The sequence below is a fragment of the Pseudarthrobacter leeuwenhoeki genome, assembly GCF_055412885.1.
On sequence record NZ_JBVAYY010000001.1, the window covers coordinates 100,399 to 117,394 of the forward strand.

Sequence of the window (16,996 nt, forward strand, 5' to 3'; positions counted from 1 at the left end):
GCCGCAACCGTGAATGCCGGCGATGGGGTGATCTCCCCATCCGCCCCCAGCCGGCCCGCCTAGTCCCGGACCATCGAGCGGCGGGTGGGGTGCTGCCTTTGTAGACGCCATACTCCTCAACGGTGAGTCACTGCTTCGCCGCTTCCTGCTCGACCTGGCGCTTGTAGTAGCCCTTCCGCCGGGAGCGGCGTCCGTTCTCCGGAGCGTCGCTCATGAGGCGCGGTCGCCGCTGCGCTCTGCGAGCAGCGCGTGCTTGCGCCTGCGGAGGGCGTAGAAGGCCCCGAAGGCAAAGGCCTGGGTGACCACCACGAGGACGATTGCTCCGGGGATCTTGTTGCCGCCCAGGATCATGGTCAGCCCCACGATTGCAGAGAGCAGCGCCAGCAGCGGAAGCAGCATGTAGCCAAGGACAAAGAGGGTTTCGGGTTTCTTCAACATTTTCTTCAGTGCTCCGTCCGGCGCCACACGTTGATGCGGTAGGGGGTGCCGTTCCCGGCGGTTTCCCAGCCGTCGTCCGGCAGGCTTGCGCCCATGGTCCAGTCGTAACCCAGGTCCGGGGCGAACGTATCGCCCTCCGTCGTGGCGTCGATCGTGGTGATGACAGCAACATTGGCGAGGTCCATGGACTGCGCATAGATGTTGCCGCCGCCGATGATCCAGACCATGTCGCTGCCCGGTGCGAACTGGGACTCCAGAAGCGCGTCGTCCAGGGATTTGACCACGATGGCACCTTCCGCCGCCGGCGTCCCGCCCCACTCTTCCTGCCGGGTAATGACGATGTTCGTCCGCCCGGGCAGGGGGCGGTACTGGTCGGGGAAAGATTCCCAGGTCTTGCGGCCCATGATGACCGGGTGGCCCGTAGTGAGCCCGGTGAAGTGCCGCATATCCTCGGGCAGGCGCCACGGCATGCCACCGTCCCTGCCGATGACACCGGTGCTGGTCTGGACCCAGACGACGCCGAGGCCGGTGAGGGCCTCCAGCGTGTCGGTGAAGCCGGCGGGCTGCGCGCCCGGGATGTTGTCGTTGCTCATACGGCTATCGGGGCCTTAATCGTCGGGTGGTGCTGGTATCCGGCCACCTCGAAGTCATCGAGGGTGTAGTCGAAGATGGAGGCAGGCTTGCGGGTGATCCGCAGCTGCGGGTAATCGTAGGGCTCGCGGGCGAGCTGCTTGAGGACCTGGTCCATGTGGTTGTCATAGATGTGGACGTCGCCGCCGGTCCAGACGAATTCGCCGGGTTCCAGGCCGGTCTGCTGGGCGATCATGCAGGTCAGCAGGGCGTAGGAGGCGATGTTGAACGGCACGCCCAGGAAGGTGTCCGCGGAGCGCTGGTAGAGCTGGCAGGAGAGTTTGCCGTCGGCCACGTAGAACTGGAAGAACGCGTGGCACGGCGGGAGGGCCATGTTCTTGAGCTCGGCGACGTTCCAGGCCGAAACGATGTGACGGCGGGAATCCGGGTTGGACTTGAGGTTCTCGACGAGTTCGGCGATCTGGTCTATGTGGCCGCCGTCGGGGGTCGGCCAGGAGCGCCACTGGACCCCGTAGACCGGGCCGAGTTCGCCGTCGGCGTCGGCCCATTCGTTCCAGATGGTGACGCCCTGGTCCTGCATCCATTTCACGTTCGTGTCCCCGCGGAGGAACCAGAGCAGTTCCACGGCGACGGACTTGAAGTGCACGCGTTTGGTGGTGATCAGGGGGAAGCTCTTGCTCAGATCGAAACGCATTTGGCGGCCGAAAACACTCAGGGTGCCCGTCCCGGTCCGGTCCGATTTGTGCGTGCCGTGATCCAGCACATCGCGCAGCAGGTCTTCATAGGGCGTAGGTATGCTCACGGTCCCAGTCTACTGAGAGAAACAGTGGCCTCAGTCGTCGAAGGGCCTGAACCGTTCGACCGCGACCACCTTGTTTTTGCTGTGGTGCGCCACATGGCACACAACGATCTCACCGGGGGCAAGGAACGGGTCGGAGTCCGGGAGCAGGGCGCGCAGCCGGGAACCCATGTGTTTTCCGAGCTGGGCGAACACGGTGGGGAGGGCGGGGCGGTGTGTGCAAAGAGCCACGGCCTGCTGCTTGTCGAAGAGGCCCTCGACGGCGCCGGCCGTCTTGTGCGGATGGCGGCCGTGCCGGTGCTCTGTGAGGGCATCATTGAGCTTGATCTTCGCATCGGACGCCTTGGCGTAGGGGGCGATGGTGGCGACACACCTCAGCCACGGGCTGGAGATGACGCGCATGGGTTTCCAGACCTGCAACAGCCGCCCCACTGCCTGCGCCTGCCGCAACCCGGTGACAGCCAGGGGCCGGTCCCCTTCGGCCTTGGACCATGAGGAGCGCGGCTTGGCCTTGGCATGGCGGACGATCATGAGCGGCCATGTTTTCAGTTCGTTACGGGCGTGGGCGGCCGTCAGGTGCTCCAGCGGGACCACGTCGCTGGGGTTGCTCAGCAGGCGGGCCGCCTTCTCCGGCGGGCACCACATGACGGTGTCCACTTCCTTGCCATCCGGCTGGATGGCGGCACCGCCGACGTCGACCGCCCAGTAATGGACGACCTTGAGCCCGGCGGGGACGTGGTAGTGGATGGCGGGCAGCGGGATGCCCAGGGGCGCCCTCAGACCGATTTCCTCGTCGACCTCGCGTGCGGCGCACTCGGGCACCGTCTCACCGGGGTCGATCTTGCCCTTGGGCCAGGACCAGTCGTCATACCGGGGGCGGTGGATCAGCAGGACCTCGATGTGGTCCTTGTTGCCCGGGACGACGCGCCACGGCACGGCGCCGGCAGCCACCACCACGATTGCTTCGCCGGGACGGTCTGTCTGGTCGGCAACCAGTGAATCGCTACTCAATGACAGAGCCCCTACCTCAGCCCGGACGAACGCTGCCGCGAGCGGGAGTTGAGCAGCCAGGACTGGATGTCTTCGAGATCCTGCCCGTCTTCTGTGACGTGGTGGCGGGTCCATTCCGCCTGGTTGTCCAGGTGCCAGCTGGAGGTGCCTGGATCCATGTAGCGGCGCAGCAGGTCCATGACATACGTCGTGTCGTCTCCGCTGGTGAGTTGGACGAGGGCTTCCACCCGCCGGTCAAGGTTCCGGTGCATCATGTCCGCCGAACCGATGTAGACCACCGGGTCCCCGGCATTGGCGAAGGCGAAGACGCGGGAGTGCTCCAGGAACCGGCCCAGCACGGAGCGGACGGTGATGTTCTCGCTGAGGCCGGGCACACCCGGCCTCAGCGAACAGATGCCCCGGACGATGATGTCCACGGGAACGCCGGCCTGGGACGCCCGGTACAGGGAATCGATGATGGCTTCGTCCACCATCGAGTTGACCTTGATCTGGACCCGGGCGGTGAGGCCTGCCCGGGCGTTGCGGATCTCGGTTTCGATCCGGTCGATGAGTCCTGAACGCACCGACCGGGGGGCCACGAGGAGCCGCTTGAAGGTCGACTTCGGAGCGTAGCCGGAAAGCTGGTTGAAGAGTTTGGAGAGGTCCTCGCCCACCTGCTCATTGGCCGTGAGGAGGCCCAGGTCCTCGTAGTAGCGGGCCGTGCGCGGGTGGTAGTTGCCGGTGCCGATGTGGCAGTAGCGGCGGAGGCCGTCCACTTCCTGGCGCACCACGAGGGAGAGCTTGCAGTGGGTCTTGAGGCCCACGATGCCGTAGACCACGTGGACGCCGGCCTGCTCCAGCTTCCGGGCCCAGGAGATGTTGGCCTGCTCGTCGAAGCGGGCCTTGATTTCGACCAGGGCCAGGACCTGCTTGCCGGCCTCAGCGGCGTCGATCAGGGCGTCGACGATCGGGGAGTCGCCCGAGGTGCGGTAAAGCGTCTGCTTGATGGCCTGGACCTTCGGGTCGGAGGCCGCCTGCTCCAGGAACGCCTGCACCGAGGTGGAGAACGAGTCGTAGGGGTGGTGCAGCAGGATGTCCCGACGCCGCATGGCCGCAAAGACGTTTGCCGGCTTGGACGTTTCCGATTCGTTGAGGTGCCGGGAGGTGTGCGGGACATGCTTGGGGTAGTGCAGGTCGGCCCGGTCGATTCCGGCGATGACCGAGAGCCCGCGGAGATCCAGCGGGGCCGGGACCGAGTAGACCTCGGATTCCTCGACGCCGAGCTCGCGGATCAGCAGCGCCCGGATGTTCGGGTTGATGTCGTTCGTGACTTCGAGCCGGACCGGCGGGCCGAAGCGGCGCCGCAGCAGTTCCTTTTCGAGGGCCTGCAGCAGGTTCTCGGCGTCGTCTTCTTCGACTTCGAGGTCTTCATTGCGGGTGACGCGGAAGATGTGGTGCTCCAGCACCTCCATCCCGGCAAAGAGCTGGTCCAGGTGGACGGCGATGACTTCCTCGAGGGCGATGAAGCGTGCCACCCGGCCCGGCACGGAGCCGGCGCGCGGGCCGTCAACCGAGATCAGCCGGGGGAGCTGGTCCGGGACCTTGAGGCGGGCGAAGAGTTCCTTGTCGCTGATCGGGTTGCGGACGACGACGGCGAGGTTCAGTGAGAGACCCGAGATGTAGGGGAAGGGGTGGGCCGGGTCCACGGCCAGCGGGGTCAGGATCGGGAAGACCTTCTCGGCGAACATGGCGCTGAGCTGGTCTTTGGCCTGGGAATCGAGTTCCTCCCAGTGCATGAGGTGGATGTGTTCGTAGGCCAGTGCCGGCCGGATCTGCTCGGCATAGGCGCGGGCGTGGCGCTGCTGCAGCCGGTGGGCCTCCTCGCCGATCTGCTCCAGGACCTGCACCGGGCTGAGCCCGGCGGGGGAGGGGACGGCCAGGCCGGTGGCGATCCGTCGCTTCAGCCCGGCGACACGGACCATAAAGAATTCGTCCAGGTTGGACGCGAAGATGGACAGGAAACTGACGCGTTCCAGCAGATGCAGGTCCGGGTCTTCGGCGAGTTCCAGCACCCGGGCGTTGAAGGAGAGCCAGCTCAGTTCGCGGTCCAGGAAGCGGTCCGGGCTGAAGTCGCCCTCCGGCTCCAGGTTGGGCGCGAATTCCGGAATGTCGATCCGGTCCTGGGTGGCACGTGAGGCAGGCACTTCGGAGGAGCCGAACTGGGCACGCGCGGGCCGGACTTTTTTGTCCGACGTGGCGGCCTCAGACGTGGCTGTCCGGGCAGAATCCGGTTGCATGGTCTCTCCTAATGCTGGCTCGATTTTGCTTCAACCTTACAAGCAATCATCCCGGGATCAGCTTTCGCGGAGCCCAAAGTTCCCCGGGAGGGGCTAAGAAGTCCGACGACTGGATTAACGCCCCTCCAGCGGGGCGTACATGACGTCGACGTCCCAGCGGGTGAAGCCCAGCTTCCGGTACAGCGAAACGGCCGGGACGTTGTCCGCATCGACGTAGAGCATGACGGCGTGCAGTCCCTGGAGCTGCAGGTGCCGGATGCCGGCCACGGTCAGCGCCTTCCCCAGCCCGGTGCCCTGCGCCTGGGGAGTTACGCCCACGACGTAGACCTCGCCGATCGCCGGGTGGTCTCCGTGCCGGGGGTGCACCTTGGTCCAGTGGAAGCCGAGGATCCGGTTCGAGGAATCGACGGCGAGCAGGAAACCGGCGGGATCGAACCACGGCTCGGCCATCCTGGCGTCCAGATCGCTTCGGGTCATGTTCCCCTGCTCGGCATGGTGCGCGAAGGCAGCCCGGTTCGCGGCGAGCCAGGCGTCCTCATCCTGGCCCGGGACGAAGGCGCGTAACCTCACTCCGTCCGGCAGCGGGACGTCGGGCAGTTCCGCCGTCGAGCCGGCGAGCCGCATCTTCCACAGCTCGCGGACCGGGCCGTAGCCGTAGCGCGCGGCGAGGTCGGCCGCGGCCTCGTGGTTGCCGTGGGACCAGGCCAACAGGCCGGCGAAGCCGCGGGTGGCTTTGAGTTCGCCGACCAGCCGGTCCGCCACGCCCTGGTTGCGGTAGTGGGGGTGGACGGCAATTTCCAGCACGCCCGTGCCGTCCGGTTCCTCGATCACGACGGCGACGCCGGCCAGATCCTGCGCCGTCGCCGGGTCGGAGGTCTCGTCGGGGCAGTACAGGGCGAGGGTCAGCGCTGCATGGGTGCCTGTGGCCCCGCCGGTGTCCGCGGTCCGGAGCGTCACGAGCGTCTGCTCGGACAGCGGCGGATTGCCATCGGATTCCTCGGCGGCGGCCGCGAGGGCTTTGACGTCCATCAGGAGCTGCGGATCCGCGGCTCCCTTGGCGGCGAAGACGGGCCAGTTCTCAGGGTGCGCGGGACTCATGGTGCAAGGCTATACGGTGCCGCGTGGGCGGGGCCGGTTTTGTTGTTTCCGGAACTGTTACGTATAGTCGTTAACTCGTTGGACTGTTCGGTTCAGAGCTTGTTTCTGGAACCGCTGGCCGGCACACGAGGGGGATCCACCACTGGGGTGGCCTCGATACGTTCGACCCGTATGTCCTCCACTGAAGAAACAGGAAGCCCCGGACTGATGTCCGGGGCTTCCTGCGTGTTCCTTGCGGTTGATGTGGGAGGCCGGGCGGGACGGGGCCGGCGGGTGCCCGCGGCCCGTCAGGCCTCGGTGAGTTCTTCCTCCGGATGCCGGGCCAGGGTCAGGCGGTAACCCACGTTGCGGACCGTGCTGATCAGGTTCTCGTGGTCGGCGCCGAGTTTGGCCCGCAGGCGCCGGACGTGGACGTCCACCGTGCGGGTGCCGCCGTAGTAGTCGTAGCCCCAGACCTCGGTCAGCAGTTGCTGCCGGGTGAAGACCCGGCCGGGGTGCTGCGCCAGGTACTTGAGCAGTTCAAATTCCTTGAAGGTCAGGTTCAGCGGTGCCCCGTTGACCCGGGCGGTGTAGCTGGCCTCATCGATGACGACGCCGGCGGCCCGGATCTCGGTCGGGGCGTCGTTCTGGTCGGGCGCGGCCCGGGCGACGCCCAGGCGGATGCGGGCCTCGACCTCGGCGGGTCCGGCGGACTCCAGCAGGATGTCCTCAACCGCCCACGCCGAGGACACGGCGGCCATGCCGCCCTCGGTCAGGATCAGGATGAGGGGGGCGCTCAGGCCGGTGGCCTTGAGCAGCTGGGTCAGGGAGCGGGCCCCGACGAGGTCTTTGCGGGCGTCCAGGAGCACGATGTCGCAGGGGTCTGTCTCCAGCAGAGCCGTCGGCTCGGCGGGGAGAATATGGACCCGGTGGTTCAGCAGTTCCAGCGCAGGCAGGACGTCCACCGATGAGCCGGTGGTGTTCGTCAGTAGCAGGATGTGCGACATGTTTCCTCCAGGGGGTGTCCGCGCATCGTTGGGCGTCTGTAGCTGAGTCCGAGTATACCGAAAGGCCCCTTGCCGGACATGCCTCCGTCACCTGCGTCCGGTTCTTTTGCGACACAAAACGGTCTCATAGGGCAGGATTGATCCGTCGGGGCCTGCCGCCCCCATGACGAAAGATCAGGTCGAATTGGGGTCTGCAGTGAGCGAAAGTACAACGATGGCCGGAAGACGGAAGACGGATGACGGAACTACACATGTCTGTTAACAAGTGAGGGCTTGGTCCGTCGGGGTGATCGGCCTGGCCGGACTCGCCGCGATCGTCGGCGCGTCCTACACCTCGCCGTCGGCTCTCCTGGCGGTGGGGGTGCTGACCGCCGCCGCCGTCGGAATCGGCTGGCCGCACTTCCTGGGCATCCCCGCCAGGAAAACCCTCGCCGTCCTGATCGGCCTGCCGGGCGTGGGCGCCGCCGTCGCCGCCACGTACCTTCCCGCCCCGGGGTTTATGGACTGGACGCCATCGTTTATGGCGGCAGGGGTGATGGCGGTTTTCGTGATGCAGCTGATCCGCGGCACCGGCCAGTCGCAGCGCCTGGAGTCCATGCTTGGTTCCTCCGCCGGTGTGATGTTGTCCTGCCTCGGCGCCGGGTGGATCGCGTGCGCCCGCTTCAACGGCGTCCGTGAGATGGTCCTGGTCGCCGCGATCAGCGCAGCGGTCGCGCTGCTGGCGGGCCTGATCCGCTGGCCCGACCGGGTCGTGGCGCCGCTGGGTGTTGTCGCTGCCGGGCTGGCCGGACCGCTCGCCGGCCTCGTCTTCTCCGACATCGCGGTGATCCCGGCCGCGATCGTCGGGGTGGTGGTGGGGGCCGTGCTGGCGAGTTTCCGCCGGTTGGTCATTCTCCGGGGTGAATCGCTAAGCTTTGCGGCAGCCCTGGGAATCGGGCTGGGCCCGGTGGCCGCCGTCGGTTCGCTGGCTTACTTCATAGACAAACTACTCATCTTCTAAAGCGCTAGGATGGCATCATGTCCGTACTTGCATATGAAATCTTCTTCCTTGTCCTCCTTGGCGTTGCCAGCCTGGCCATGGCGTGGTTTGCCGTCTTCGTGCTCTACCGCCTCTTCAAAGGCCAGAAGTAACAGCCAGAATTCACTAGCCGTCTTCGTTTCCAGAGGTAGCTGCTGTGCCGATTGAAATACCTACAGATCTGACCCCGGAAATCGTTCCGCTGTCCTGGCTCATTGGTGAGTGGGAGGGCCGAGGCCGGCTGGGGACCGGGGAAGAGGATTCCGAGCACTTTCTGCAACACGTGTCCTTCACACACAACGGTCTGCCGTACCTGCAGTACCGTGCCGAGAGCTGGCTGGCCGACGACGACGGCACCAGGCTGCGTCCGTTGACGGTGGAAACCGGTTTTTGGGCCCTGGAGCGCAAGCAGCGCGAGGAAGACGGCGGCCCCGGGCTGATCCCGGCGGACATCGTTCCCGTGCTCAAGAGCGCCGACGAAGTCGAGGCCCTGCGCAACAAGGACGGCGGCTTCGACATCTCCGTCTCGATCTCCCACCCCGGCGGGATCTCCGAGCTGTACTACGGCCAGATCAAGGGCCCGCAGATCCAGCTCAGCACCGACATGGTGATGCGCGGCAGCCATTCCAAGGAGTACACCGCCGCCACCCGGATCTTCGGACTCGTGGACGGCAATCTGCTCTGGCGCTGGGACGTGGCCACGGGCAAGGCTCCTGGGGGAAGCGGCGGCCTGGAAGCCCACGCGTCCGCCATCCTCCATAAACTCACCTGAGGCGCAACGCTGCGCCGCCGCACCGCCCATGGTGAGGTATCACTGATTTTCCTTTGTCCGTAGCGACCGCAGGGAGTACCACAGTGAACGCCACAGCTGCTATGTCCGGGAAGACTGCTGATTTCAGCGACCTCAAGGCCGTGTATTTCAACGGCACCCTCAAGAAGTCCCCGGAAACCTCCAACACGCAGGGCCTGATCGAGGTCAGCCGCCGGATCATGGACAAACACGGCGTCAGCACCCGGGTCATCCGGACGGTGGACCATGACGTCGCCAGCGGTGTCTACCCGGACATGCGCGAGCACGGCTGGGCGAGCGATGAGTGGCCGGAACTGTACCCTGCCGTCCGGGAAGCCGACATCGTCATCGTCGCCGGACCGATCTGGCTGGGCGACAACTCCTCGCAGACCAAGAAGCTGATCGAACGCCTCTACGCGCACTCCGGCGAACTCAACGACAAGGGCCAATGGGCGTTCTACCCCAAGGTGGGCGGCTGCCTCATCACCGGCAACGAGGACGGCATCAAGCATTGCGCCATGAACGTCCTCTACAGCCTCCAGCACATCGGCTTCACTATCCCGCCGCAGGCCGACGCCGGCTGGATCGGCGCCGTCGGGCCGGGCCCGAGCTACCTCGATGAAGGCTCCGGCGGTCCGGAAAGCGACTTCACCAACCGCAACACCACGTTTATGACGTGGAACCTGCTGCACCTGGCCCGGTTGCTCAAGGACGCCGGCGGCATCCCTGCCTTCGGAAACCTGCCCGGCGCCTGGAAAGCCGGTACACGGTTTGACTTCGAGAATCCGGAATACCGATAGCCCGTTAGGACTTCTACTTCATATGACTACTAAGAGCCCCCTGCTGGCGCGCCCTGGCGCCGTCGAGGCCGGCGGCGCTGACGCCGGCGTCGCATCCCACTACGGTGAACCGCTTCGTGAACAGCGGGCGCTGGCCGCCGGCACCGCCGTCGTGGATCTGTCCCACCGCGGCATCGTCACCGTCACCGGGCCGGACCGGCTGAGCTGGCTCAACACCCTCTCCTCCCAGCAGCTCACCAACCTGGCGCCCGGGCAGTCCAGCGAACTGTTGCTGCTGAGCGTGCAGGGCCGGATCGAATTCGATGCGCGGGTGGTGGACGACGGCTCCAGGACCTGGCTGATCGTCGAGGCGGCCGAGGCCGCTCCGCTGGCCGAATGGCTCGACAGGATGAAGTTCATGCTCCGCGTCGAGATCGCCGACGCCTCGGCGGACTGGGCCGTGCTGGGAACCACCCGCCGGGTGCCGGAATTCTCCGGCCTGCTCGTCTGGGAAGACCCGTGGCCGCATGTCGGTGCCGGCGGCTACTCCTACGCGGTGGTCGCGGAGGACTCCCACCCCGGTCTGGAACGGCCCTGGTTCGAATACCTCGTCCCGGCCGCCGAGCTGGAAGCCACGGTTGGCGACCGCCCGCTCGCCGGGATCTGGGCCGCCGAGGCGCTGCGCATCGCAGCCTGGCGGCCGCGCTGGGGCGCCGAAACCGACGACAAGACCATCCCGCACGAACTGGACCTGCTCCGCACCGCCGTGCACCTGAACAAGGGCTGTTACAAGGGCCAGGAAACCGTCGCCCGGGTCCACAACCTGGGCCACCCGCCGCGCCGGCTGGTGTTCCTGCAGCTCGACGGCTCGCAGCACACCATGCCCGCCGTCGGCAGCGAGGTCCGTTCCGGCGACCGGAAAGTCGGCACCGTGACGTCGGTGGCGCAGCACTACGAGATGGGGCCGGTGGCCCTGGCCGTGGTCAAACGATCGGTCGCTCCGGAGCAGGTCCTGACCGTTGTCGACGGCGAGGAGCCCTACACCGCGGCACAGGAACTTATTGTGGCTCCCGACGCCGGCCAGGTCGTGGGCCGCCAGACCGGCTTCCTGCGGGGGACCCGGTGACCCGGGACGGCACCGCGCCGGACGAGGAGACACTTGCCCTGGCGCACAAGCTCTTCGACGCTGCCCGACAGGGGGACTCCGGGCTGCTCGCCAGCTACCTCGCGGCCGGGGCCCCGGCCACCCTGACCAACGCGGCGGGGGACACCCTGCTCATGCTCGCGGCCTACCATGGCCACACCGACACCGTCCGGCTGATCCTGCAGCACGGCGGAGACGCCAACGGTGCCAACGACCGGGGCCAGACGCCACTCGCCGGCGCTGTGTTCAAGGGCTACACGGAGGTGGCGCAGGCGCTGCTGGAGGCCGGAGCGGACCCCGACGCCGGCATGCCCTCCGCCCGCGCCGCCGCGCAGATGTTCGAGCGCAAAGACATCCTGGCCCTGCTGGGTTAAGCCCGCCCGCGGCCTGCATCAGCGAGCCCATCAGCCCCAAAGGACTCCCATCGAAAACGTAGCCAGGCCGTGGCCGGCCCTCTGGGCTCTGGTGATCGGGTTCTTCATGATCCTGATCGACACCACCATCGTTTCGGTGGCCAACCCCCGCATCATGGAAAGCCTCAATACCGATATCAACTCGGTGATCTGGGTCACCAGCGCCTACCTCCTCGCCTACGCCGTCCCGCTGCTGATCACCGGCCGGCTGGGTGACCGGTTCGGCCCCAAGAGGCTCTATCTGTCCGGTCTTGTGGTCTTCACCGTCGCCTCGCTCTGGTGCGGGCTCTCCGGCGACGTCCAGACGCTCATCATGGCCCGGGTGCTGCAGGGCTTCGGCGCTGCGATGATGACGCCCCAGACCATGGCGGTCATCACCCGGATCTTCCCCCCGGACCGGCGTGGCGCCGCGATGGGCATCTGGGGCGCGACGGCCGGCATGGCCACCCTGGTGGGACCAATCCTCGGCGGCGTCCTGGTGGACGGACTCGGGTGGGAATGGATCTTCTTCATCAACGTCCCGGTGGGCTTCGCCGGGTTCTTCCTCGCACTGCGCTTCGTGCCGACGCTCAGCACCCACCCGCACAAATTCGATATCCCCGGCGTGCTGCTCAGCGCCGTCGGGCTGTTCCTGCTGGTGTTCGGCATCCAGCAGGGCGAGACCTACAACTGGGGAACCATCACCGGACCCGTCACGGTGTGGGGGCTCATCATCGCCGGGATCGCCGTGTTGGTGGTGTTTGTCCTGTGGCAGAAGGTGAACAAGGGCGAGCCGTTGCTCCCCCTGTCCCTCTTCAAGGACCGCAACTTCTCCCTCGCCAACATCGGCATCACCACCGTGGGCTTCACCGTAACCGCGTTCACGCTGCCGCTGATCTTTTACTACCAGGTTGTCCGGGGTCTGACCCCGACCCAGTCCGCGCTGATGATGGTGCCGATGGCGCTGATCTCGGGCGGGCTGGCCCCTGTTGTGGGCAGGATCATCGACCGGGTCAACCCGAAGTTCATCACCGCGGCCGGCCTGGTCCTGATGTCCGTGGCGCTTCTCTGGTACGCCTTCCTGATGCACCCGGACACTCCGATCTGGCTGTTCCTGCTGCCCAGTGCCGTGCTCGGCTTCGCCAACGCCGGCATCTGGGCGCCGCTGAGCACCACCGCTACCCGGAACCTGCCGCCCCGGCAGGCGGGAGCCGGATCCGGCGTCTACAACACCACGCGCCAGATCGGGGCTGTGCTGGGCAGCGCCGCTATCGCGGTGCTCATCCAGGCACGGCTCGCGGCCGAACTCCCGGCAGCTCCGGGAGGGGCCGGGGAGGCCAGCCCGATGTCGTTTGGCGGCGCCTTGCCCGGGGCTCTGCAGGAGGGCTTCTCAACGGCGATGGGCCAGTCCATGCTGCTGCCCGCGGCGGTCATCCTGCTTGGCGCGGCGGTGGCGCTGTTCTTCGCCAAGCCCCAGCCGATGCGGGGCTGGGGCACACCCGGATCGGTACCGGCAACGTCGGCCGGAGCCCAGGGCGCCGGGGCACAGCCCCGCTGAGGCTGCCCGCGCCCCCGGATCAGCCCAGCAGGACGCTGGTCTGGATGCCGCCGGCGGTAAAGCCCAGGCTGCGGGCGATAGCCAGCGAGCCCTGGTTGCTGACGTCGGAGCGCCACTGCAGCGTCAGCCCGGAGGCGAGTGCCTCGTGGGCCGCGATGGAGGCTGCCAGGGAGCCCAGCCCCTGGCGGCGCCACTCCGGTGCCACCAGCACCCCCATCTGCGCCAGGAGGCCTTCCCATTCGGTGTAGGCGCCGCATGCCACGGGGGTCCGGCGGCCGTCCCCGGCGTGCAGGATGGTGAAGCGGTGCTCAAGGCCCGAGAGGCCGACTTCGTTGACATCATCCGGCGGGCAGGCGGCTTCCAGCTCGATCGCTTCCGGATGGCCGTGCGAGACCGTCAGTTCCTCCGCGGGCTGGCGCAGGGGCAGGTCGTCCGCGAAGAACAGCGCGGCGGCGCCGAGGCCGTGGCCGCCATGCTCCCGTGTGATGGTCAGCAGCGTGACATGCTGCGCGAGCTCCTCGTCGGACAGCCCGACGGCGGCGTCCAGCGCCCATTGCGGGCCGACCAGCACGGAGTTTCCGAACAGCCGGACGAACTGGACGGCGCTGGCCGTGTCATCGGCGCGCATGATGCGGACGCCCGCGGCGGCCGCGAAGGCGCCGTCGTCGAGCCCCAGGTGGCGGGCCCACGCGAGCTGGATGATGTCGACCGAACCGGGCTCAAGTGTCATGACTCCACCCTACCCACGGGTGCGCCGGGCCCAGTGCGCAGGATCAGGCGGCTCAGCCGAAGAGGACCGCGGCCTCGTCGTAGCGGTGCTTCGGGACGGTCTTGAGATTGCCGAGCGCGGCGTCGAAGCCCACATTGACGATGTCCGTGCCGTTGAGGGACACCATGGTGCCCCAGCGTTCCTCCACCACGGAGTCAATGGCGGCCATGCCGAGACGGGTCGCCAGCACACGGTCGAACGCGGTGGGGACCCCGCCGCGCTGGATATGGCCCAGCACTGTGGCCCGGGTTTCGATGCCCGTCATGGCTTCCAGTTCCGGGGCCAGCCGTTCCGAGATCCCGCCCAGCCGCGGACGGCCGAAGGTGTCCAGCCCACGTTCGGAGTGCGGCGTTTCCTGGTCGTCCGGGACGAACCCCTCCGCGACGACAACCAGCGGCGCGCGGCCGCGGTCCCGGGCCGAGACAACCCATTCGGCGATCTGCTCCATGGAGGCCTTCTGCTCCGGGATCAGGATGGCGTGGGCGCCCGAGGCCATGCCGGAGTGCAACGCGATCCAGCCCACGTGGCGGCCCATCACCTCGGCGATCATGCAGCGGTGGTGGGACTCTCCCGTGGTGCGCAGGCGGTCGATCGCCTCGGTGGCAATCTCGACGGCGGTGTCGAAGCCGAAGGTGTAGTCGGTCGCGTCGAGGTCGTTGTCGACGGTCTTGGGGACACCGACGATCTTCAGGCCGGCGTCGGTGAGGCGCTTGGCGGCGGCCAGGGTGCCCTCGCCACCGATGGCGATGAGGGCCTCGATGCCCAGCCGGTCCATGTTGGCCTTAATGACCTCGGGCCCGCCGTTGTTCTCAAACGGATTGGTGCGGGACGTGCCCAGGATGGTCCCGCCCTGCTTGGCGATGCCACGGACCATGGTGCGGGGGATAGCGACGATGTCGCCCTCAACGACGCCGCGCCAGCCATCCAGGAATCCCACGAATTCGTGGCCATGAACGGCGATGCCCTTCAGGACGGCGCCACGGATGACGGCGTTCAGCCCGGGGCAGTCCCCGCCGCTGGTGAGGATTCCAATTTTCATGTGTCGGCTCAAATCCTGGCTCGAGGGGTTACAGGCAGAGCGCCACGCTGAGCTCACCTAAAGTCTAATGGAGCCTGCGGGGCAGGAGACAAACGATGACAACGGCAAGTGCCCCGGCCGGGCGGCAGGGGCACTTTCGTCCTCGCGGAGGGGGCCTCAGGGCCGGTTGGAGCGCTTCGCCAGGAACGTCTCAAGGACAACGGCGTTCCGCTGGTCCGGCAGGAGCAGCCACGCTGCGAGGTACAGCACGAAGGCCGGTCCCGGCAGCAGGGCCAGGAGCAGGAAAGCGATCCGGACGAACGCAACATCCACGTTCAGTTTGGCGGCAATCCCGCCGCAGACCCCGCCCAGCCAGCGTTGCGGACCACGTTTCAGGCCAAGGCCCCGGACAGTGCTAAAGAATTTTTCCATGGCTCAAGACTTCCTTGTCGGTGCTGCTTTGTCACGCCCGCGGGCCGAGAGCAGCCCGCCGATCACAAGTGCCGCCCCGGCGCCTATCATCAGGCCGATCACCACGTAGGTGCCGTTGAGCGCCACGATGCCGAGCTGGGCGACGATGATCAGGACGGCGAGGGCCACCACGATCAGCCCCCAGACGATGGTGCCGACGCGGACCGGGGAATCCTCCGGCGGCTCCGGGGCACCGGGCCGCGGGGGAGCAGCGGGGCTGCTGTCGTTCGTGCCGCCGGTCGGTGCGTCATAGCTGCTCATGTCAGTTCCCTTCCCTGATGGTGACGTTGCTGAGAGTGCCGTCGATCTCCACGATCAGCGTCTCTCCCGGCTTGTTGGTGTTGTAGTTGCTGACCTGGTTGGTCATGCCCCCGTTGCTCTGGCTGCCCTCATTGAGGTTGCCCATGGTCATATCGGCGCGGATCTGTACCGGAACCGTATCCGGGATGACCACCGTGAGGTTGCTCGCGGTCGCGTCGATGCGGACCACCAGGTCGGTCCGCAGCGGCGGGTTGACCGCAAGCCTCGTCAGGTCCACGGTCCCGGTGCCGGCCGTGATCTCGAAACCATCCCGGGCCTGCTCGATGCTCACCGGTGACCAGTCGGCGTTCTGCGGGCGGAAGCGGTCGCCGTTGGGAAGCACGTTGAAGATTCCGCCAACGATCAGGGCGACCACGGCGAAGAATCCGAGAATGCCCGAGGTGCGGCCCCTCAGGCCGGCGATGAAGATGCCGAGACCCAGGACCACCGCGGCGCTGGCCCAGACGACAGCGTTGCTGGAGGTGCCGAGGTCAATCACGTTCGCGACGTCGAGGGCCTTGAGACCACCGCCCACCAGCAGGGCGAGGCCTGCGGTGACCGCGACGGCGGGGGCACCGGGGCCGAAGTTCCGGTTCCCGGCCGGCGGGACCGGCCCGCCGCCCGGCACCGGCTGGTAGCCGCCCCGGGGGGGAGGGACGGGGCCGGGGGGACGAGGTGTTCCCCAGCCCGGGCCGGCCATCGATGACTCGCCGTAGCGGGGCAGCGTGGCCGACGCGCCGTAGCCGGTCGTGGAGTAGGGAGCCGCAGGTGTTGCCCCCGTTGACGGTGGTGGCGGCGTTGCCGGTGCTGTCGGTGTTGTCGGTGTTGTCGGTGGGGGCAGTGGCGGCGGATTCAGCGGATAGTCGGGGCTTGCCGGACCGCCGGCCTGGGGGCTCGAGGACATGGGAGGAACTCCGTTCCGGGGCTTGTTGCGCTGTGTCAGGTAGTAGATGAGGTAGATGGCGCCACCCACCCAAAAGACGGTCCAGATGAAGGCGCCGAAGCCATAGCGGTCCCAACCCCAGACTCCGGTGCCCAGGCTGGGGAAGCCGATAATGGTGGTGATCAGGGCACCGGTCATTCCGGACGACCAGCGGCCGGCGGCGGCCTCCTGGACGTGGATGCGGCCGTCGGCTTCGGGCAGGAGGGCCCAGGCGATGCCGTAGAGGAGGACGCCGACGCCGGCGAAGACTGCCAGGACGATCAGGACGCCGCGGACAATCAGCGGGTCGACCCCGAGGCGCTGGGCGATGCCGCTGGCGACGCCCCCGACCCAGCGCTCGCGGCCCCGGTACACGCCCTGGCTGCGGATCCAGTCGAAGAAAGTCTGCGGCTGGCTGCCGGCCGGCGGGGGTGTCGGGCCGTAGTACGAGGGCGCCGGCGGTGGCTGCGGTGGCGGCGTCCCGGCGCCGGCGCCGGCCGGAAAATCCAGGGGGAGAGTGGCGGACGTATCCAGCGGAAGGGTGGCGGAGGTGTCTGCCGTCTGCCCGGCGTTGCCGCCCGAAGGGTCGGAGCCCTCATCGGGGTGCTCAGTGTGCGGGTTCATATTTCGATCCTC

18 protein-coding genes are annotated in these 16,996 nt (G+C 67.4%); 6 read left to right on the plus strand and 12 right to left on the minus strand.

Translation table 11 applies throughout. The annotated features are described in order from the left end of the window. Positions 1-210 precede the first annotated feature (210 nt). The 7 genes from ACZYX4_RS00535 to ACZYX4_RS00565 all read right to left on the minus strand — a co-directional run bounded on the left by ACZYX4_RS00535 (position 211) and on the right by ACZYX4_RS00565 (position 7,199). On the minus strand, positions 211-438 hold the full coding sequence (locus ACZYX4_RS00535; RefSeq protein WP_463872925.1) for an NF038396 family protein: 228 nt from the start codon (positions 436-438) through the stop codon (positions 211-213). A 5-nt stretch (positions 439-443) separates the two neighbouring features. Then, positions 444-1,031 (minus strand): dihydrofolate reductase, encoded by a 588-nt coding sequence (locus tag ACZYX4_RS00540; protein ID WP_463872926.1) that lies wholly within the window; start codon positions 1,029-1,031, stop codon positions 444-446. Further along, positions 1,028-1,831 (minus strand): thymidylate synthase, encoded by an 804-nt coding sequence (locus ACZYX4_RS00545; protein WP_463872928.1) that lies wholly within the window; start codon positions 1,829-1,831, stop codon positions 1,028-1,030. Before ACZYX4_RS00545 ends, ACZYX4_RS00540 begins: the two co-directional genes overlap by 4 nt. A gap of 30 nt (positions 1,832-1,861) precedes the next feature. Beyond that, complete coding sequence (locus tag ACZYX4_RS00550; protein WP_463872929.1) at positions 1,862-2,839, minus strand: NUDIX hydrolase; 978 nt, start codon at positions 2,837-2,839, stop codon at positions 1,862-1,864. A gap of 11 nt (positions 2,840-2,850) precedes the next feature. Continuing rightward, positions 2,851-5,115 carry an RNA degradosome polyphosphate kinase gene (locus tag ACZYX4_RS00555; protein ID WP_463872931.1) on the minus strand — a complete coding sequence of 755 codons (2,265 nt, stop codon included), beginning with the start codon at positions 5,113-5,115 and terminating at the stop codon, positions 2,851-2,853. A 114-nt stretch (positions 5,116-5,229) separates the two neighbouring features. Next, positions 5,230-6,213 carry a mycothiol synthase gene (gene mshD, locus ACZYX4_RS00560; protein ID WP_463872933.1) on the minus strand — a complete coding sequence of 328 codons (984 nt, stop codon included), beginning with the start codon at positions 6,211-6,213 and terminating at the stop codon, positions 5,230-5,232. Positions 6,214-6,500: 287 nt separating this feature from the next. Further along, positions 6,501-7,199 carry a winged helix-turn-helix transcriptional regulator gene (locus tag ACZYX4_RS00565; protein ID WP_463872934.1) on the minus strand — a complete coding sequence of 233 codons (699 nt, stop codon included), beginning with the start codon at positions 7,197-7,199 and terminating at the stop codon, positions 6,501-6,503. Positions 7,200-7,464: 265 nt separating this feature from the next. Here ACZYX4_RS00565 and ACZYX4_RS00570 point away from each other — a divergent pair, with 265 nt between their 5' ends. The 6 genes from ACZYX4_RS00570 (at position 7,465) to ACZYX4_RS00595 (ending at position 12,880) form a co-directional block, all read left to right on the plus strand. Beyond that, positions 7,465-8,199, plus strand: a complete 735-nt coding sequence (locus ACZYX4_RS00570) for a permease (protein WP_463872935.1) — start codon at positions 7,465-7,467, stop codon at positions 8,197-8,199. A gap of 175 nt (positions 8,200-8,374) precedes the next feature. After that, positions 8,375-8,989 carry a nitrobindin family protein gene (locus ACZYX4_RS00575; RefSeq protein WP_463872936.1) on the plus strand — a complete coding sequence of 205 codons (615 nt, stop codon included), beginning with the start codon at positions 8,375-8,377 and terminating at the stop codon, positions 8,987-8,989. 101 nt (positions 8,990-9,090) lie between these two features. After that, positions 9,091-9,807 carry a flavodoxin family protein gene (locus ACZYX4_RS00580; protein ID WP_463873190.1) on the plus strand — a complete coding sequence of 239 codons (717 nt, stop codon included), beginning with the start codon at positions 9,091-9,093 and terminating at the stop codon, positions 9,805-9,807. A gap of 22 nt (positions 9,808-9,829) precedes the next feature. Then, positions 9,830-10,912, plus strand: coding sequence for a CAF17-like 4Fe-4S cluster assembly/insertion protein YgfZ (gene ygfZ, locus ACZYX4_RS00585; protein WP_463872938.1), 1,083 nt, complete (start codon positions 9,830-9,832; stop codon positions 10,910-10,912). Then, positions 10,909-11,304, plus strand: coding sequence for an ankyrin repeat domain-containing protein (locus ACZYX4_RS00590; RefSeq protein WP_463872940.1), 396 nt, complete (start codon positions 10,909-10,911; stop codon positions 11,302-11,304). Before ygfZ ends, ACZYX4_RS00590 begins: the two co-directional genes overlap by 4 nt. Before the next feature lie 49 nt (positions 11,305-11,353). Then, the gene (locus ACZYX4_RS00595) at positions 11,354-12,880 is read left to right on the plus strand and encodes a DHA2 family efflux MFS transporter permease subunit (protein ID WP_463873192.1); all 1,527 of its coding nucleotides are present in this window, start codon (positions 11,354-11,356) and stop codon (positions 12,878-12,880) included. A gap of 19 nt (positions 12,881-12,899) precedes the next feature. On the opposite strand, the gene ACZYX4_RS00600 is transcribed toward ACZYX4_RS00595, so the two are convergent. The 5 genes from ACZYX4_RS00600 to ACZYX4_RS00620 form a co-directional block, all read right to left on the minus strand. Further along, positions 12,900-13,610, minus strand: coding sequence for a GNAT family N-acetyltransferase (locus ACZYX4_RS00600; RefSeq protein WP_463872942.1), 711 nt, complete (start codon positions 13,608-13,610; stop codon positions 12,900-12,902). Between the two features lie 52 nt (positions 13,611-13,662). Beyond that, positions 13,663-14,688: a 6-phosphofructokinase gene (locus tag ACZYX4_RS00605; protein WP_463872944.1), complete on the minus strand. Its 1,026-nt coding sequence runs from the start codon at positions 14,686-14,688 to the stop codon at positions 13,663-13,665. A gap of 156 nt (positions 14,689-14,844) precedes the next feature. Beyond that, complete coding sequence (locus tag ACZYX4_RS00610; RefSeq protein WP_463872945.1) at positions 14,845-15,099, minus strand: PspC domain-containing protein; 255 nt, start codon at positions 15,097-15,099, stop codon at positions 14,845-14,847. A gap of 3 nt (positions 15,100-15,102) precedes the next feature. Next, positions 15,103-15,399, minus strand: a complete 297-nt coding sequence (locus ACZYX4_RS00615; protein ID WP_463872947.1) for a hypothetical protein — start codon at positions 15,397-15,399, stop codon at positions 15,103-15,105. Position 15,400: 1 nt separating this feature from the next. Beyond that, on the minus strand, positions 15,401-16,984 hold the full coding sequence (locus ACZYX4_RS00620; RefSeq protein WP_463872949.1) for a PspC domain-containing protein: 1,584 nt from the start codon (positions 16,982-16,984) through the stop codon (positions 15,401-15,403). Positions 16,985-16,996: the final 12 nt, after the last annotated feature.

Bases quoted from the DNA above. Each gene is read 5' to 3' on its own strand.
- ACZYX4_RS00535 (WP_463872925.1), bottom strand. From the start codon at position 438: ATGTTGAAGAAACCCGAAACCCTCTTTGTCCTTGGCTACATGCTGCTT.
- ACZYX4_RS00540 (WP_463872926.1), bottom strand. From the start codon at position 1,031: ATGAGCAACGACAACATCCCGGGCGCGCAGCCCGCCGGCTTCACCGAC.
- ACZYX4_RS00555 (WP_463872931.1), bottom strand. From the start codon at position 5,115: ATGCAACCGGATTCTGCCCGGACAGCCACGTCTGAGGCCGCCACGTCG.
- mshD (WP_463872933.1), bottom strand. From the start codon at position 6,213: ATGAGTCCCGCGCACCCTGAGAACTGGCCCGTCTTCGCCGCCAAGGGA.
- ACZYX4_RS00565 (WP_463872934.1), bottom strand. From the start codon at position 7,199: ATGTCGCACATCCTGCTACTGACGAACACCACCGGCTCATCGGTGGAC.
- ACZYX4_RS00580 (WP_463873190.1), top strand. From the start codon at position 9,091: ATGTCCGGGAAGACTGCTGATTTCAGCGACCTCAAGGCCGTGTATTTC.
- ygfZ (WP_463872938.1), top strand. From the start codon at position 9,830: ATGACTACTAAGAGCCCCCTGCTGGCGCGCCCTGGCGCCGTCGAGGCC.
- ACZYX4_RS00600 (WP_463872942.1), bottom strand. From the start codon at position 13,610: ATGACACTTGAGCCCGGTTCGGTCGACATCATCCAGCTCGCGTGGGCC.
- ACZYX4_RS00605 (WP_463872944.1), bottom strand. From the start codon at position 14,688: ATGAAAATTGGAATCCTCACCAGCGGCGGGGACTGCCCCGGGCTGAAC.
- ACZYX4_RS00610 (WP_463872945.1), bottom strand. From the start codon at position 15,099: ATGGAAAAATTCTTTAGCACTGTCCGGGGCCTTGGCCTGAAACGTGGT.
- ACZYX4_RS00615 (WP_463872947.1), bottom strand. From the start codon at position 15,399: ATGAGCAGCTATGACGCACCGACCGGCGGCACGAACGACAGCAGCCCC.
- ACZYX4_RS00620 (WP_463872949.1), bottom strand. From the start codon at position 16,984: ATGAACCCGCACACTGAGCACCCCGATGAGGGCTCCGACCCTTCGGGC.